The organism is Neotamlana nanhaiensis, assembly GCF_000943555.1.
GTDB classification, from domain to species: Bacteria; Bacteroidota; Bacteroidia; order Flavobacteriales; family Flavobacteriaceae; genus Neotamlana; species Neotamlana nanhaiensis.
This window is the reverse complement of record NZ_JTDV01000014.1, coordinates 151,570-170,235: the sequence shown is the minus strand read 5'-3', so window position 1 is coordinate 170,235 and position 18,666 is coordinate 151,570. Positions and strand designations below refer to the sequence as shown.

Here is an 18,666-nt window from a genome sequence, read left to right as displayed (position 1 = left end):
AAAAATGAAATCATTATACATTAAACAAACATTAACGGTAGCACTTTTTGCAACTCTAGGGTTTCAAGCTTTAGCACAAGAAAAAGTAGCAGGTTATGTGTTTAACGATGCCAATAAAAACGGCAAAAAAGAATCAAGAGAAAAAGGTATTGCTCATGTTGCTGTAACAAACGGTGTTGATGTTGTGCTTACCGATAAAAAAGGAAAATACGAGTTGCCTTTAGGGGATGATAATATTATTTCGGTGATTAAACCAAGTCAGTATGCAATTGCAACAAATGCCGATAATTTACCGCAATTTTTCTATAATCATAAACCAAAAGGTTCGCCAAAATCAAAATTCAAAGGTGTTGAGGAAACAGGTAAATTACCGCGATTACTTAATTTTCCTTTAATGCCTTCCGAAGAAAAAGACATTTTTACAGCATTAATTTTTGGCGATCCGCAACCGTACACTCAAGAAGAGGTTGACTATTTTGCAAAAGGTGTTGTAGAAGAAGTTGCAAATATTGAAAATGTGCCTTTTGGTTTGAGTCTTGGCGATTTGGTAGGGAACGATTTAGATCTTTTTAACCCATACATTGCTGCTACAAAAAAAGTTGGGATTCCTTGGTATAACCTTCTAGGAAACCATGATATTAATTTTGATGCAAAAACCGATAAGCTTGCAGATGAAACTTACGAAGCGCATTTTGGTCCAGCAAATTATGCCTTTAATTATGGTAAGGTCCATTTTATTGTACTAGACGATGTGTTGTATCCAGATCCAAGAAATGCTACTAAATATTGGGGTGGTTTCAGGGAAGATCAGCTTCAATTTGTAGAAAATGATTTAAAACATGTGCCAAAGGATTATTTAATTGTTTTGGCTATGCATATTCCATTAAGCGAACCAGCAAACGAAGATACTTTTAGAGACGAAGATCGTCAGAGATTATTCAATTTACTAAAACCATTTTCGAACACCTTGTCGTTATCGGCGCACACGCATATTCAGCGTCAAGATTTCTTTACTAAAAGTGAAGGATGGCCGCAAGAAAAGCCACATCATCATTACAATGTAGGCACAACAAGCGGCGATTGGTATTCAGGTAAGTTAGATGAAAATAAAATTCCTGTTTCCACCATGAGAGACGGTACACCAAAAGGCTATGCGTTTATAAATTTTAATGGTAATTCGTACAGTGTGGATTATAAAGTTGCGGGCAAGCCAAAAGCGTATCAAATGGAAATTTTTGCTCCAAAAGTAGTTGCTAAAGCTAAACGCACTAAGTCGGGAGTGTACGTGAATTTTTTCATGGGAAGTAAAAACGATGAGTTACTATATCGCATTGATAACGGCGATTGGAAGCCAATGAAATATATTAACGAACCAGACCCTTCGTATGTATCGCAAATTATTAATTGGGATGAATCTGAGGTTTTAATACCTGGAAAACGCGGTTCAAATGCTATAGATTGTACACATTTATGGCAAGGTAAAGTGCTTTCTAATTTAGAAGTTGGCGAGCACACCATAGAAATAAAGGCAAAAGATATGTATGGCAACGAGCATTTTGGAAGCAAAACATATCGTGTTGAAGCGCCTAAATTTTAATTTAAACCCTTTTTAAGATGAAATATTTACAGGTTTTACTATTGATTTGTATGGTTTTAGGATGTAAAGAACAGGCTAAAACATCAAAGTTAGAAACCTCAAAATCAGATGCAAACCGAGTTGAGGTGCAAGGTCATAGAGGCGAACGGGGTCATAGTCCAGAAAATACAATAATTGGTTTTAAAAATGCCATTTTGAAGGGTGTAGATGTTATCGAGTTAGATGTTGTAATATCTAAAGATGGTGAAGTTGTTGTTTCTCATGAACCTTACATGTCGTCATTGTATGTATTAACGCCTCAAGGCGATAGTATTTCAAAAGAAAACGAAAAGGAATACAATTTGTATCACATGACCTACGATAGTATTAAAACATACGAAGTAGGGTTAAAAGGCAATGTTAAATTCCCCGAGCAAAACAAAATTTCAGCCTATAAACCTTTGCTTTCCGAAGTAATCGATAGTGTAGAAACTTTTGTTAAAAAGCAGCAATTACCACCTGTGGGATATAATATTGAAATTAAATCGGTGCCTTCAGTTTACGATATTTATCAGCCACAACCCGATAAAATGGTCGCTTTAGTAATGCAGGTTTTAAAGGGTAAAACCATTGCAGGTAAGTGGAATGTTCAATCTTTCGATCCTGCAATTTTAAACGAAATGCATAAAACTTATCCAGAGGTTCAGTTGGCATATTTAGTAAGCAAAAGTGGTATTGAAGCTAATTTAAAGTTGTTGGAATTTACACCTCAAATTTATAGTCCTAATTATAAGTTGATAAAAAATAAAGCCTTTGTCGATTCTGTAAAAGCCAAACAAATGAAACTAATACCATGGACGGTAAACGATTCTTTGGCAATACTAGAACAAATAAAACTTGGAGTAGATGGCATTATTACCGACTACCCAGAAAAAGTAATACTACAAAACAATAATTGAGAGTTAATTGTAAATTGAGTATTTAGTTAGTTTTTTCATTGAAAAGCGCAGTTTTTACTGCGCTTTTTTTATTTCCTCGAATTTTTAAATCTGTAAACGATAAAGTTGGTTATAATCAATTAAGCTATTAATTTTACCTTGAATTTAAAATTTAAAAAATGGCGAAGTTATTTCCAATTGAAGGGAAAATCCAAAATTATGCTTGGGGTGGTACCACATATATTCCTAATTTATTAAGTGTTGATAAAAACGGCGAGCAATGTGCCGAATACTGGTTAGGCGGCCATAGTAAAGCTCCTTCAATGATTAAAACTTCCGAAGGCGAAAAATCGTTAGATACTTATATCGAGGCAAATTTAGAACCTGTTTTAGGACATTACATCGCAGAGAAATTTGGTCGACTGCCATTTTTATTTAAAGTTTTAGATGTGCGAGATATGTTATCCATTCAAGTACATCCTACAAAAATTGAAGCCGAAAAAGGTTTTAAAAAAGAAAATGAAGCTGGTATTCCAGTAACGGCACCAAACAGGAATTATAAGGATGATAACCATAAGCCAGAAATTATGGTGGCTTTAAGCGAGTTTTGGTTGCTTCACGGATTTTTAACCGAAGCTAAATTAAAAACGGTTTTAGAAACTGTGCCTGAGTTTAATCATTTAAAAACGGTTTTTGAAACTGGTGGTTATTTCGGACTATACAAGCATGTTATGGAAGAGTCTCAAGAAGAGACCAACAAAGTGCTTCAGCCATTAGTTGATAGAATTTTACCAGAATACAAAGCGGGTAAAATAGCTAAGTCTTCACCAGACTATTGGGCAGCAAAGGCGGTAGATTCTGCTGATGATGCGTCCATTTTAGATAAAGGTATTTACTCCATTTATTTCTTCAACATAGTAAAAGCTAACAAAGGTGAGGCTGTATTTCAAGATGCAGGAATTCCGCATGCATATCTGGAAGGGCAAAATATGGAACTTATGGCAAATTCTGATAATGTGTTACGTGGTGGTTTAACGCCAAAACATGTTGATGTACCAGAATTATTAAAGCACGTAGCGTTTGAAGAAACTATACCAAACGTGATGAAAGGTGACTTACAAGATGATGGTATTGAGCGCATTTACAAATCGCTTGCACCAGATTTTCAATTGAGTTTAATTTCATTAGAAACTTCAAAAACCTACAAAAATACGGCAAAAACTGCCGAAATTATCATTGTTATTGAGGGTGAAGTTGAAGCACAAGACGCTGATGCTAAAGTGAGCTTAGAAAAAGGGCAATCGGTTTTATTGTTGGCAGGTTGCGAGTACACTATTAAACCAAAAGCAAATTCGGTGTTGTACAAAGCGACTGCGCCTGTGGCTTAGGTAGTCTAGTTTTTTCAGAGAAAAATATAGTTTCTGAGTATTGTGTTTCAGAATAGGGACAATGCATCTATTAAAAATTAAAACCATCATAGTTTTGTAAATAACATTAAAAAGCTATTTTAGAGACATCTAATTAAGCTGTTTATGTTGTTTGAAAAAGGAAATTTACTTATTCGTTTAAGTAAAAAACTATTGTTGTGCTGTGTTTTTATGGTGCTTGCGTTTAATAAAGTGAGTGCACAAAAGCTTTTTTTCGAAAAAGTATATGGTCAAGAAAAATCGCCTGTAACTTCTATTCACGGTATCACAAAAGATTCTATTGGTTACATTTGGTTTGGTAGCTGGAATGGTGCTTACCGTTACGATGGTAAGGATTTCGATTTATACCAACATAATCCTAACGACGATACTTCAATCCCAAACAACCGTATTAGAAATATTGTAACCGACGAGAATTTAGGCTTGTGGTTGCTCACTTTCGATTGGAAATACGTAAAGTACAACTATAAACTCAACAGTTTTACGGTGGTTAACGACGATCAAGTTTCAGAAACCATTAAAACCAAGCTTAGTAATAAATCAAACAACATCAATCGAGATAATGTTATTAATGGTAATCACTATTTTATGCATTTACTTAGGTTTATGTCGCGCGATATTAAAACGGGAGAAGAAACCACCTATGTTGCCGATATTAACCAACCAGGGAATTTATTCGACGATTTTGTAACCTCTTTTTTTATAGACGATACTAACGTAATTTGGTTAGGTACGCGTAATGGTGATGTTTATAAGGTGAATCCAAACCGTAACCCGTTCGATTTACATTATACCTATCGCCCAAACACCAAAAAGGAAAAGTTAATAACCGTAAGAGATATTCTTAAGGTTGATGATAAACTATGGCTAGGGACAGACGAAGGCGTTATTATTTACAAAAATAATAATGAGTTAGATGCCAACAATGCCTTTTATAAGTCTAATCTTCAGATGAATTATGTGCGTACTTTTTTTAAAGATAAAAATGAAGATATTTGGATTGGTGGTGTTGATGGCTTAGAGTTTTACGACAGAAGCAAAAACAAATGTACCGAAGTGTTTAGTCGGGAGTTAGACTCCACACTTTTAATACCTGCGGTGCATGCCATGGAATCTTACAACGACGATATTTTATGGGTGGCTTTGTTCGATAGAATGGCGCGAATTAATTTAAAAGATAAGTCGGTAGATTTCTTTTTTTATGCTGAAGATTTACAAGGCCATATTGTAACCGATATTTTAAAACTAGATGACTATACGTTTTTATTAGCTACAGAAGGTAAAGGCATTATTCAGTTAAGTTCTACCAAAAAAATGAGCGAAACGGATAGTATAACATCTTCCGAATCTAAATTCAATAATGAGGTTTTAGGATCTATTTTATACGCACTACATCAAGATAAAAATAATGATATTTGGGTAGGTTCTATTGAAGGATTAAGCAGGATACGAGTAGAAAAGAATTCGTTTGTAACCGAAAAAATTAACCTGCGTTACGATACACCTGAAGCTTATATTTCTTCAATTACAGATGATGATGACAACATATGGGTATCGCACAAGGAAGGTATTTCAGCTATTGATATTAATACTGGATTTGTATCGAGTTATCAGAAAAAAGATCAATATAACTCATGGAGTTTTTGGGAACGCGCCTTTTTTAAAGATACCACAAACAATATTATTTATTACGGAACAAAAAATGGTTATGTGGCATTTAATCCTAAGGATATAAAATCGAATATTAGTAACACCAAGAAAGTGATTTTAAAATCGCTTTATCTCGCTAACGAGGAAGTGCATCCGTTAGATAGCATAAACGGGAAGCCTGTTTTGTTAAAATCTTTATCGCACACAAATTCTATAAATTTAGATTATGAAAACCGAAGTTTTTCGGTAGGATATTCGCTGTTTAACTACAATGAAGCGACCAAAGAAATTTTTGAATATAAGTTAGAAGGTTACGACGACGATTGGATTAAAACCTTAAGCAATAAGGTAACTTACAATAAAGTGCCACCAGGCGATTATGTGTTTAAAGTACGCCCGTTTAACCCAGATGCCGAAAAAACAATTCCTTACAGCTCTTTAAGCGTGCATATTGAAAATTTGTGGTACCGAACCATGCTCGCTAAGTCCGTTATTACGGTGGTGTTAATTGGTATATTTTTCTTCTTTTTCAGAGAAATTTTATACCGCGATCGTTTAAAAAATCAAATTAAGTTAGAGCGTGTAAATCGTGAGCAACAAGCGGCATTAAACCGTGATAAAATAGAGTTTTTTACCAATGTTTCGCATGAATTAAAAACACCCTTGACCTTAATTTCCGATCCCCTTAAACAACTTCAAAAAAAGGGAATTAGTAAAGAAAATAGTGAGATTTATTTATCTATCGTTAACCGAAATGTAAAACATTTAACCCGATTAATAAATCAGATTTTAGATTTTAGAAAATCAGAACAAGGCAAACTAAAATTAAAACCTTCGCCTTGCGATTTTAGCGACATCATTCAAAATTGTTCACAATCCTTTAAACCAGTAGCAAAAAACCGACAAATTGAGTTTAATTATTTGGTTGAAACAACGCCTTTGTACTGCGCTATAGATGCCGAAAAAACAGAGCAAATTATTATGAATTTACTTTCTAACGCGTTTAAATACACACCAAACGGCGGAAAAGTAAATTTAAACGTTAGGCTCAATAATAAAAAGCAAGCTATTAAAATAACCATTACAGATACTGGAGTTGGTATCGATAAAGAATCGTTAAACGAAGTGTTTAAACCTTTCAATAATATAGGTTCTCGTCCGTTTCATGGTAACTCATCAGGAATTGGTTTATCGTTAACCAAAAATTTAATCGATATTTTAAATGGATCCATCAAGTTGAGTAGCGAACCTCAAAAAGGCACTAAAGTTTCCGTAAAATTACCTTATGTTGAAGTTACTGAAGCCGAAGCGCTAGGGCTTAGTGAAAATTCAGCGAAAGCCGTAGTTGTAAAAACAGAGGAAGAAAGCACAAAGGACATTAACAAAACCACCATTTTAGTGGTGGAAGACAACGTTGATGTACAAACTTATTTAAATAAGGAACTTAGCGGAAAATACAGATTGTTGCAAGAGTATAATGGGAAAGACGGGTTGAAAGCCGCTATAAAAAACATTCCAGATTTAATCATTTCGGATGTGATGATGCCTATTATGGAAGGTGTCGATATGTGTAAGCATATTAAAATGAACGAATCTACATGCCATATTCCAATTATTATGCTAACGGCAAAGGCATCGGACGAACATCAAATTGAAGGTTTTAATCTTGGTGCGGAAGCGTACATCCCAAAGCCGTTTAGTATCGGTGTTTTAAAAGCTCAAATTAGCAGTATTTTAGACAATAGAGTGCTGTTGCAAAAACAGTTGGCGGGAATAAAATCCATTAATGAGTTACAAGAAGATGCGCCCGATTTAGATAATGTGTTCTTAAAAAAACTAACCGATTTTATAATGGAAAATATTCAAGATCCCGAGTTTAACTCAGAAAAATTAGCCGAGTATTTACAAATTAGTCAAAGTCAATTATACCGAAAATTAAAAGCGGTTAGTGGTAGTACTGTGCATCAATTTATTATTCGTGTTAAAATGGATCATGCTAAACAATTACTAATAAATTCTGACTTAAACGTATCGCAAATTGCTTACGAAACTGGGTTTACAGAACCTTCAAATTTTTCGCGCACATTTTCAAAATATTATGGCAGTAGTCCATCTAAATACCTCAGTAAGTTAAGCAGTTAATTGTTTTTTTTAGTAATTCAAAATTTGCAAACTATTATCAAAAATTCTCATTGCAAAGATTTGATAGGTGTTTGTAATTTATGATAATAAAAAAAGTCTGCTATCTCTGTATTTTTGGTAAAGTTCTACCACGAACTTATCAACCACTAGATACATGAGACAAAAAAAGTTCCTTTTTATTATTACATACATCTGTTTTGTAAGTACTATTTTTTCACAAATAGAAACCAATCAACGCGAAAAATTAAACTTCAATTATGGTTGGAAATTGCATGTAGGTGATGCTAACAACGCACAACAATTACAATATAATGATGCGTCTTGGAAAAAAGTGAATTTACCATTTGCATGGAATCAAGACGAGGCTTTTAAATTAGATATTACCGAGCTATCTACAGGTATCGCTTGGTACAGAAAATCATTTAGCTTACCAGAACATTTTAACAATCAAAATGTATTTATTGAGTTTGAAGGCGTGCGCCAAATGGGAGAAGTTTATATAAACGATACCTTTATCGGGCGTCATGAAAATGGAGTGATGGCTTTTGGGTTTAATATTACACCGTATTTAAAGCCTTATCCAGAAAAAAATGTTATTGCTGTAAAAACCGATAACGATTGGCGTTATAAAGAGCAATTAACAGGTTCGGGTTTTCAATGGAATAATAAAAATTTTAATGCGAACTATGGCGGTATTCCTAAAAATGTGTATTTGCACATTACACCTAAAGTTTATCAAACATTACCCTTGTACACTACTTTAGGCACTACTGGAACCTATGTGTATGCGTCGGATTTTGATATCGATAATCAAGAAGCTGTAATACATGTGTCTTCGCAAATAAAAAATGAAACCTTAAAACCAGTTGAAGCCCAATTACAAGTTAAGGTTGAAGATATGGATGGCAACATAATTTCGACTTTTACAGGCGATAAAACAATGATTTCACCTAATGGCATGTTTGATATTTCGGCTGCCAACAAAGTATCTAGTCTTAATTTTTGGAGTTGGGGTTACGGTTATTTGTATAAGGTGCATAGTCAGTTGTTGGTTAATGGTGAGTCAACAGACGAAGTTGTTGTTAAAACTGGATTTAGAAAAACAAAATTTCATAAAGGCATGATTTACTTAAATAATCGTGTGATTATGGTAAAGGGTTACGCACAACGTACCAGTAACGAGTGGCCTTCGGTTGGTATGTCGGTTCCTGCTTGGGTAAGCGATTATAGCAACAAATTAATGATTGAAAGCAATGGTAATTTAGTGCGTTGGATGCATGTAACGCCGTGGAAACAAGATGTTGAATCGTGCGATAGAGTAGGGCTTATTCAAGCAATGCCTGCGGGCGATTCGGAATCTGATGTTACGGGTCGTCGTTGGACACAGCGTTTAGAGTTGATGCGCGATGCGATAATTTACAACCGGAATAACCCGAGTATTATTTTTTACGAATCGGGTAACGAAAGTATTTCCGAAGCACACATGCAAGAAATGCTAGCTATAAAAAATCAATACGATCCTTATGGTGGTCGTGCCATTGGTAGTCGTGAAATGTTAGATAGTCGCGTTGCCGAATATGGTGGCGAAATGTTATACATCAACAAAAGCGAACGTATTCCGTTTTGGGCAACCGAGTATAGTAGAGACGAAGGTTTACGAAAGTATTGGGATGAGTTTACACCGCCATATCACAAAGAAGGCAGTGGCGGTACCACGCATGAAAATGTAAATGGCACAAATGTAAAAGATGCGAGTGCTTACAACCACAATCAAGATGCTCATGCTATTGAAGATGTAGTGCGTTGGTATGATTATTACGAAATGCGCCCAGGAACAGGCGAACGTGTAAGTTCAGGGGGCGTTAATATTGTTTTTAGCGATACCAATACGCATTACCGTGGTGCCGAAAATTACAGACGAAGTGGAGAAGTCGATCCTATGCGAATTCCTAAAGATGGCTTTTATGCGCATCAAGTAATGTGGGACGGTTGGGTAGATATTGAAAACCCAAGAGCACATATTTTAGGGCATTGGAACTACGAATCTGGTGTAGTAAAAGATATAACCGTAATTTCTTCAGCGGATGAAATTGAACTTTTTGTAAACGGAAAAAGTTTAGGAAAAGGGGAACAAAGCAAACAGTTTTTATTCACGTTTAAAGATGTTGCTTTTAAAGCAGGAAATATTAAAGCTGTGGGTTATAATAAATCAGGAGCAAAAATTTGTGAAGCTGAAAAAATAACAGCGGGTAAACCTGCAAAAGTAAAACTAACCACTTTAGAGAGGCCTGGTGGTAGTTTAGCAAACGCATCCGATTTAGTTATTGTACAAGTTGAAGTTGTTGATGCTAAAGGTAATCGTTGTCCAACAGCATTAAATATGATTGATTTTGATGTGAAAGGTGCCGGTGAATTTGTTGGTGGTATTGCGAAAGGTCCAGATAATTATATTGGTTCAAAGCAAATTCCTGTAGAATGTGGTGTAAATCGTGTGTTTGTTAGAACGACAGATAAAGCTGGAACAATTAAGGTTGAAGCGACTTCAAAAGGATTGAAAAAAGCTTCAGTTAGTATAAAAACACATGAAACAGATTTAAGTGCGCTTTCAAAAGAAATTCCTTCGGAAAGTTTGCCTTCAAATTTCGAAAAAGGGGCAACACCAAAAACAAAATCTTATACAAAAACACGACAAGCCGTAGCTATTGTTTCTGCTACTGCAAATTCGAATGCCGATGAGGTTGCGAAAAGTTTTGATGATAACGAACTAACCGAATGGGGAAATGTAAATGGAGAAACATCAACGATAACCTATGCATTAGCACATGAGGCAAAAATTAATCAAGTCGTGTTGAAGCTATCTGGTTGGAGACGTCGCCAATACCCAATTAGAATTTCGGTTGATAATAAAATTGTTTACCAAGGTTTAACCGAGTTGAGTTTAGGTTATGTGACTCTAAATGTAGAAGAAACCACAGGTAAAAATGTAAAAATTGAGCTTGTAGGGGAAGCTACCGATAGCGATGCCATTAACCTTGTAGAAATAACAGGTAAGGTTGATGCTGCAGGTTTAAAGGAAAGTAGCAACGTAAAACAACTTAGAATTGTTGAGGTTGAATTTTACGAAAGTTTGTAAATACACGCAAAGCGTTTAAAATATATAGTTTAGTTTGTAGTTGCCTGCATGTTTTTTGGGATTAAACCTAAAAAACAGCAGGCAATACTTTTTGTTTATTACAACTTTTGTAGTTTAATTATAGTATTGATTTCTTCTTCGTAATCGTAACCATCTTCATCTTTTGTTACTACAATTTTAGAGGTGTATGTGATTTTAAATTTTGAACCAATAAGTTTTTCAGAATTTAAATCGAAGGTTTTTAATATGTCTTCGTTTACTTTGTGAAAGGTAACCGTGTATTCTAAATCGTCTTCGGTGGCAATAAAATTATAGCCATAATCTTCTTTACCATCAAAAACGGCGGTAATTGAAATGGGATCATTTTGATTTTTTACAGTTGTAAAACCAGATAATATAACGGTAAATAAAGCCATTAAGCCTAAAATTGAATGTTTAGCTTTCATAATAAAATTTTTAAAAATATTTTTTTGACACTTTTTTTAACCGAAAAAATCTACCAAAGTTTCGGTTTAACTTATAACAACCTTACTCGTAAAGCTGTTGGTAACATAAGTGAAGTAAAAAGTACTGTCTGTGTCGTTAAATAATATTAGAAAGTTTGGCTATAAATAAATCGATAACCTCTATTACAATTAAAATAATGATGATCCACTCTAAACGACTGCTTTCGTTATGATCCATGATGTCTTTAAAGAGCTCAAGGTTTTCTTTTATAATTTCAATGCGGTCGTGAATAACGCGATATCTGTCTTTTAAATCGAAAGCTTGCTTAAGTTCTTGGTTAAGCCTGTTAAATTCTTCTTTTTCCCAAGTAATTTCAGGCGAATCGAAAATGTAAAGGTTTTCAGAAATTTTGTTTTTAATGTTTAAAACTTTTCCAATGAAGCGTTTTAATTTGTTTCCAGAAATATCAAGTTTCCCTTTTTCTTCTAGGTATAAGGTGTGCTTGTTGGTTTCAATTAATAATTCTTCGGTAATTTCAGAATACCGGTTTAGCGCCACAGATTGCGATGCGTTTAACATTACTAAACGAATCATTTCTTGGTCTAAATTGGGTAAAATAACGTTGTCGAATTCAACTTTAAGAGTGTTAGGTTGAATTACGATTTCAACAGAATCAGATAATTTTTCAGAAAAATAGTTGCTGCAATGCGATTTAAGTTGCTGCAAAGCGTCATTTATTTCGGTACTGGTCATGTTAAAAAAACTAACCATACCGTACTGAAAAATATAAATAAATTTATTGGGTGAGCTTGTGTAATAAAGCTCGTCGCTATCTTGAAACAACAATTGCCAAGGCAACTGTTGTTTGCTAGATTTTATACTGATAGCACTAGCTACTTGGTAAGCAACTACGGTGTACATATTTTGTGTAAATACTTTTATTAAAGCGGTTTTAAGCTTTCAACAATGTAAATTACATCGTCGCCATCTTCTTCTTCAATAAAGGTAATTTTAAAGTCTTTATCAATTAAACTTTTATCATTTTTTAAATCGAATTGCTTTAACACTCTTGGGTGTACGTCTTCAAAAGCTAATTCTTCTCCATTTTCAAACCAAAACTTATATAATCCGTTTTTGAATGATTTAAAAACAGCTGTTCTCATATTCGTATTTATATTAATTAATCGTTGTCGTCGTCAGAATCTTCAGTGTCTGGTGGTTGTACAGCTTCTGGATCATCATTATCGAAATCTTCATAATCATCTTCATCGTAATTTTCCATGGTAACTGCTAACTTGGTACTTACTTTAACCAAGTATTTAGTGTCTGCAGTAGTCACCTCAACAGCTTCAATAATTTCGTTGTGTTGATTTCTAAACGAAATAATATGGTCGTCGTCATAACCATCAGGATATTTTTCAACAAGTAGCGCTAAAATCTCTGGCGTGAGTTTTTTAAAATCTACTATCACACGTTTTAGATTATCGTTTCTATTTTTCATGGTGTTAAAATTTGATAGTTTGGTTAATTACTGACCCAAAAGATAAGCAAAAATTAAAGGCGCAACAATAGTTGCATCACTTTCTATAATAAATTTTGGTGTATCAATATCGAGTTTACCCCAAGTAATTTTTTCGTTTGGTACAGCACCAGAATACGAACCGTAACTTGTTGTAGAATCGCTTATTTGGCAAAAATAGCTCCAAAATGGGGTGTCGGTGCGTTCCATATCTTGGTATAACATTGGTACAACACAAATAGGAAAATCGCCCGCAATACCACCGCCAATTTGAAAGAAGCCAATACCGTTTTTAGAGTTGTTGGTATACCAATCGGCTAAAAAGGTCATGTACTCAATTCCCGACTTCATAGTGCTTGCTTTAAGTTCGCCTTTTAAAACGTAGCTTGCAAAAATATTACCCATGGTGCTATCTTCCCAACCAGGGCAAACTATTGGTAAGTTTTTTTCGGCAGCAGCATACATCCAAGAATCTTTTAAATCGATTTCATAATACTGTTCTAAAACACCAGAAAGTAACATTTTGTACATGTATTCGTGTGGTAAATAGCGTTCACCTTTATCATCAGCGTCTTTCCAAATTTTAAAAATATGTTCCTGTAAACGACGGAAGGCTTCTTCCTCTGGAATACAAGTATCGGTAACACGGTTTAAGCCTTTTTCAAGTAAATCCCACTCTTCTTTTGGGGTTAAATCGCGGTAATTAGGCACGCGCTTGTAATGCGAATGCGCGACCAAATTCATAATATCTTCTTCTAAATTGGCACCTGTACAAGAAATGATTTGTACTTTATCTTGACGAATCATTTCTGCGAAGCTCTTACCAAGTTCGGCAGTACTCATGGCGCCAGCAAGCGACACAAGCATTTTAGCACCGTTTTCTAATTGGGCTTCGTAACCTTTTGCTGCATCAACTAATGCTGCCGCATTAAAGTGTAAATAATGTTTTTGTATAAATTGTGAAATAGGACCTTTAGTAGTCATTTTTTCTGTGTGTTTTTTAATTGTTGTAACCTAAAATTTTAAGTAAGTCTTCACTTTTTTGCTGCTCAGAAAATAAGGTTGTTGTTAAATTTCCTTCAGCATCTCTATCTATCAACAAATGTTTTGGCGACGGTATTAAGCAGTGTTGCAAGCCACCAAAACCACCAATAGTTTCTTGATAAGCTCCTGTGTTAAAAAAACCAATGTACAAAGGTTTGTCTTTGTTATATTTTGGCAAATAAATAGCGTTCATGTGCTGTTCGCTGTTATAATAATCATCACTATCACAGGTTAAACCACCTAATAAAACGCGTTCGTAACTGTCTTGCCAGCGGTTTATTGGTAGCATCACAAAACGTTTGTTAATTGCCCAAGTATCTGGTAAGGTTGTAATAAACGACGAGTTTATCATGTTCCATTTTTCGCGGTCGTTTTGTTGTTTTTGGTATAACACTTCGTAAATAGCGCCACCGCTTTCGCCAACAGTAAAACTGCCAAACTCGGTAAAAATGTTTGGTACATCTACACCTTCTTCGTCGCAAACTAATTTTATTTGGTTTACAATTTCGTCGACCATATACTCGTAATCGAACTCGAAAGCTAACGAGTTTTTTATAGGAAAACCACCGCCAATATTTAAACTATCTAAACTAGGGCATATTTTCTTTAAACTAGTATAAACCTTTAAACATTTGGTAAGCTCGTTCCAGTAATAGGCGTTATCGCGAATGCCAGTGTTTATAAAAAAGTGAAGCATTTTAAGCTCAACTTTTTTGTTGTTTTGTATCTGACTTTTGTAAAAAGGTACGATATTTTTATAACCAATGCCTAAGCGCGAGGTATAAAATTCAAATTTTGGTTCCTCTTCCGATGCAATACGAATACCTACTTTAAAAGTATCGTTAATTTCTTCCGATAGTAACTCTAACTCCTCATAATTATCAATAATAGGAATAGCATTTTTATGCCCATTATTAATTAATCTGGCAATATTAGTTACATATTGTGCACGTTTAAAACCGTTGCTAATAACAAAAGTTTCGTCGGTTATTTTACCTTCCGCTTTTAAAGCTTCAACAATATCAATATCAAACGCAGAAGAAGTTTCAATATGTATATCGTTTTTTAAAGCTTCGTTTAAAACATGTTTAAAATGCGAACTTTTAGTACAATAACAATAGTTGTATTTGCCCGCGTAATTATTGTTTTCAATAGCTTTAGCAAACCACTGTTTAGCACGCTGTATATTATTCGATATTTGCGGCAAATAGGTGAATTTTAAAGGCGCACCGTATTGTTCTACAAGTTCCATAAGGTTAATACCATGAAACGCTAATGTTTTATTTTTTAAGTCGAATTCCTCCTGAGGAAAATCAAAAGTCTGATTGATTAAATCAATATATTTAGTATTCATTTATGCTTTTAAAATGTTAAAATTGATAATTGTAGATTAACTACACGTTAAGATAATAAAAACAAAAGAATATCAAATACGAAATTGACTTTGTGTTGTAGGCACAAAGGCATATTCATGCTGTACAGCATAGATAGGAGAAACGGAAGTTAGCTTTAAAATTCGGTCGCTTAATCTGTAAGCTGCTTTTGAGTATGACTTCCTAATTTTCAAAAGCCCGAACATAAAAACAGAGTTCAATTTGTTCAGCTAAAAGTGAAGCAAATGTAATTTATTTTTTAATACAGCAAATAAATTTTAAAAAAAGTTTAAAATAATTTTTTGGGCATTACCCCAAAGCTTTGGAGTCGGGCTATACGCTGCAAGTCCTCGCAAACCAATTAGCATTGGCTTGCTGTGGGCTTTACGCTGCTATCCCTAATGCGGGTGTTAGGTTTAAATAAAGTAATCGTGTCATTCCGAATTTGTTTCGGAATCTACTAAAGCATCTTTAAATTATTAAGCTCTTGTGTAGTTAAATGTTTCCAGTGACCACGCGGAATATCCTTTTTAGTTAAATGCGCAATGGCTACACAATCTATACTCACAATATCGTAGTTAAAATGCTCAAAAATTGTGCGGATTATAGTGTTACCCGTGTTTTTAATTTTTAAGCCAATTTCTTTTTTACTCGAACCATCAATATAACTTATTTCTTCAACTTCAATCATTCTATCATCAACTTTAAAACCGGCTTGAATTTTTTTGAAATCTTCGTGTTTTAAGTTCCTGTCTAATTCTATATGAAATAGTCTTGGCACGCCATTTTTAGAGTTGGTAAACTTTTTTACAATAGCATCGTCGTTAGTAAAAAGCAACAAACCTTTTGAGTTTCTACCTAAACGACCTATTGGCCTAATGTTGGCATTGGTAGCATTAGCTACTAAATCCATTACCGTGCGTCCTTTGCCTTCGCTATTTGTAGTAGCAAAGCCTTTAGGTTTATTTAATAACACATAAGCTTTTTGCTCTGGGTTTACGCGAGAGCCATCGTAGCGCACCTCGTCGCCAGGTTTTACTTTGTAACCCATTTCGGTAACTACTTTACCATTAACAGAAACTAAACCTGTGGCAATATGCACATCGGCCTCACGGCGCGAGCAAATACCAGAGTTGGCAACATACTTATTAAGTCTAACTTCGTTGCTATTAGACTTTTTAGGTGCTTGCGGTTTTGTGCTCTGCGATGGCTTTGTAAATCCACCTTGATTTTTTATTGGTGAGTTACCACGAGAATAGCTTGTACGTTTATTTGAACTGCTACCACCTCGCGATGTTTTTTTATTACTGCCTCTGCCTTGGTTCCTGCTCATAATGTTTTAAATTTTGTGCAAAGATATACTTTAAAATTAACGATTTAGATGTTTTAATTTACGTTTTTTTCGCGTTAGCGATTGAGTAATTGTTGGAGCTCGTGCAAAATGCATTTTGCGCAGCGACTTACGAAAGCGCGGTTTACAGCTTTAAGGAGCTGTAAAAACGCCCAAATCCATTAAATTCTGTTTAAAATAACGCTAACATCAATTAATAAAATACTAAAAACACCAGTAAGTAAAATAACTTTTAAAATATTATGAAGTATTAAATAGTGTATTTTTTCTTTTGATTTCCAGAGTATTACTAAAAACAAACCTAACAAAAAGATACTGGCGTAAAAATAAAAGTCCATATAACCAATTTGGTATTTGTTTAAGAGTAAATAGGTTGGTATTAACGTTAGAATAGATAAAATACTAAGCATTATTTTTGATGCTTTTTCGCCATAAACAATAGGAATGGTATGGTAATCTTGAAGTAAATCGCCTTTTATGTTTTCTAAATCTTTGGTTAGTTCACGCATTGATATTATTAAAAACAAAAAAGTGGCATGTACAAAAATAACCGTATCGAAGTTTTTGTAATACATAAAAATGGCAAAAAAAGGCAAAATGGTTAACACCGCCGATACTATATTACCAACTAAAGGTCGTTTTTTTAACTTATGCGAATACAGCCAAATAGCAAAAATATAGCAGGCAAAGAAAAGCACCGCATTAAAAGCTACATAGCTAGCAAAAACAACGGCTAAAAAATTAAGCACAAAATAAAAAGACAGTTTCGTGTTTTGGCTTACCAACCTATCGAGTTTAGATTTTATGGGTTTGTTTATTAAATCTTTCTCGGAATCGTAAAAGTTATTAATAATATAACCACCAGCTATAGTTGCCGAGGATGCTAAAACTAACATAAAAAGCTTTACATCGAACAGTACTTCACGCAGTGGTAAATGGTATGCTAAAATGTAAATTGAGGTTAAGTATTGGGCTATTGCAATAACTAAGATATTGTAACCGCGAACCACAGAAAACATACTAAAAAACTTTAGTAAAATATGTTTCTGTCTTCTATTTAGCATAAAGAAGTTAAAGATTTGACCCTTCGACTACGCTCGGGGTGACAGAAAATTTAATTAAAAATTATAAACGACTTCTAGTTTATAATTTGATAAAGATTGCTTTGCTTTTTCAATATCTTCAGTAAAACCTAAAATATAGCCTCCGCCACCAGAACCACAAAGTTTTAAGTAATACTCGTTGGTTTCAATACCTTTTTTCCAAAGCTCATGGAATTGTTTTGGAATCATAGGTTTAAAATGACTTAACACCACTTTTGATAGTTGTTTGGTGTTTTTGAATAGCGATTTTATATTGCCGCTTAAAAAGTCTTCAACACATGCATCGGTATGTTTTATAAATTTATCTTTTAGCATATTACGGAACCCTTCTTGTTTCATGTTTTCCATAAAAATGCTTACCATTGGAGCTGTTTCGCCAACAATACCGCTATCTATTAAAAATACAGCGCCTTTACCATTTTGTTGCGCAGGAATACCTGTTGCTTCAATATTATCTTTAGAATTTATAAGAATAGGAATGCTTAAATAACTGTTTAGCGGATCTAGACCAGAAGATTTACCATGAAAAAACGATTCCATTTCAGAGAAAATAGATTTTAGTTCTAATAACTTTTCTCGGGTTAAATTCTCTAGAACTGTAATTTTGTTTTTTGCATATTGATCGTAAATCGCAGCAACTAAAGCACCGCTACTACCAACACCGTAACCTTGCGGGATAGATGAATCGAAATACATACCATCATTAACATCGGCTTTAAGCGTTTCAAGGTCGAAAATTACTAAGTCTGGGTTAATAGCCGCTAAATAATCGACGTATTTTTTTAAACTTTTGTTAGATTCTAACGCAGTTTCATTTGGGTGGTCGCTCTTTTTTAAAGCGCCGTTGTAAAAGTTGTAGGGAATTGATAAACCTTTGGAATCTTTAATAATTCCGTATTCACCAAAAAGTAAAATTTTAGAATAGAATAGGGGTCCTTTCATAATTTGAAGCCTAAAAATTTA

At 34.2% G+C, this 18,666-nt stretch carries 14 protein-coding genes; 5 read left to right on the top strand and 9 right to left on the bottom strand.

Translation table 11 applies throughout. The features are described 5' to 3' along the window. Positions 1 to 4 precede the first annotated feature (4 nt). The 5 genes from PK35_RS14490 to PK35_RS14470 all read left to right on the top strand — a co-directional run bounded on the left by PK35_RS14490 (position 5) and on the right by PK35_RS14470 (position 10,866). Positions 5 to 1,597 (top strand): calcineurin-like phosphoesterase C-terminal domain-containing protein, encoded by a 1,593-nt coding sequence (locus PK35_RS14490; RefSeq protein ID WP_044627283.1) that lies wholly within the window; start codon positions 5 to 7, stop codon positions 1,595 to 1,597. A gap of 17 nt (positions 1,598 to 1,614) precedes the next feature. Then, complete coding sequence (locus PK35_RS14485; protein WP_044627282.1) at positions 1,615 to 2,535, top strand: glycerophosphodiester phosphodiesterase family protein; 921 nt, start codon at positions 1,615 to 1,617, stop codon at positions 2,533 to 2,535. A gap of 158 nt (positions 2,536 to 2,693) precedes the next feature. Beyond that, entirely contained in the window at positions 2,694 to 3,902 is a 1,209-nt protein-coding gene (gene manA / locus PK35_RS14480; protein WP_044627281.1) for a mannose-6-phosphate isomerase, class I, read from the top strand. Between the two features lie 144 nt (positions 3,903 to 4,046). Beyond that, entirely contained in the window at positions 4,047 to 7,733 is a 3,687-nt protein-coding gene (locus PK35_RS14475) for a hybrid sensor histidine kinase/response regulator transcription factor (protein WP_044627280.1), read from the top strand. Between the two features lie 154 nt (positions 7,734 to 7,887). Next, complete coding sequence (locus tag PK35_RS14470) at positions 7,888 to 10,866, top strand: glycoside hydrolase family 2 protein (RefSeq protein ID WP_044627279.1); 2,979 nt, start codon at positions 7,888 to 7,890, stop codon at positions 10,864 to 10,866. A 98-nt stretch (positions 10,867 to 10,964) separates the two neighbouring features. Here PK35_RS14470 and PK35_RS14465 read toward each other — a convergent pair whose 3' ends face one another. From PK35_RS14465 to PK35_RS14425, 9 genes are all read right to left on the bottom strand, one after another. After that, positions 10,965 to 11,312 (bottom strand): hypothetical protein, encoded by a 348-nt coding sequence (locus PK35_RS14465; protein WP_044627278.1) that lies wholly within the window; start codon positions 11,310 to 11,312, stop codon positions 10,965 to 10,967. Between the two features lie 136 nt (positions 11,313 to 11,448). Then, the gene (locus PK35_RS14460; RefSeq protein WP_044627277.1) at positions 11,449 to 12,234 is read right to left on the bottom strand and encodes an RMD1 family protein; all 786 of its coding nucleotides are present in this window, start codon (positions 12,232 to 12,234) and stop codon (positions 11,449 to 11,451) included. A 20-nt stretch (positions 12,235 to 12,254) separates the two neighbouring features. Continuing rightward, on the bottom strand, positions 12,255 to 12,476 hold the full coding sequence (locus PK35_RS14455) for a hypothetical protein (protein WP_044627276.1): 222 nt from the start codon (positions 12,474 to 12,476) through the stop codon (positions 12,255 to 12,257). A gap of 17 nt (positions 12,477 to 12,493) precedes the next feature. Further along, complete coding sequence (locus PK35_RS14450) at positions 12,494 to 12,814, bottom strand: hypothetical protein (RefSeq protein ID WP_044627275.1); 321 nt, start codon at positions 12,812 to 12,814, stop codon at positions 12,494 to 12,496. Positions 12,815 to 12,841: 27 nt separating this feature from the next. After that, entirely contained in the window at positions 12,842 to 13,816 is a 975-nt protein-coding gene (locus PK35_RS14445; RefSeq protein WP_044627274.1) for a deoxyhypusine synthase family protein, read from the bottom strand. A 16-nt stretch (positions 13,817 to 13,832) separates the two neighbouring features. Further along, entirely contained in the window at positions 13,833 to 15,230 is a 1,398-nt protein-coding gene (locus tag PK35_RS14440) for a type III PLP-dependent enzyme domain-containing protein (RefSeq protein WP_044627273.1), read from the bottom strand. 479 nt (positions 15,231 to 15,709) lie between these two features. Next, positions 15,710 to 16,582, bottom strand: a complete 873-nt coding sequence (locus tag PK35_RS14435; protein WP_044627272.1) for a pseudouridine synthase — start codon at positions 16,580 to 16,582, stop codon at positions 15,710 to 15,712. A 179-nt stretch (positions 16,583 to 16,761) separates the two neighbouring features. Beyond that, positions 16,762 to 17,664 (bottom strand): geranylgeranylglycerol-phosphate geranylgeranyltransferase, encoded by a 903-nt coding sequence (locus PK35_RS14430; protein ID WP_044627271.1) that lies wholly within the window; start codon positions 17,662 to 17,664, stop codon positions 16,762 to 16,764. Positions 17,665 to 17,718: 54 nt separating this feature from the next. Continuing rightward, positions 17,719 to 18,645 carry a mevalonate kinase family protein gene (locus tag PK35_RS14425; RefSeq protein ID WP_044627270.1) on the bottom strand — a complete coding sequence of 309 codons (927 nt, stop codon included), beginning with the start codon at positions 18,643 to 18,645 and terminating at the stop codon, positions 17,719 to 17,721. Positions 18,646 to 18,666 lie beyond the last annotated feature (21 nt).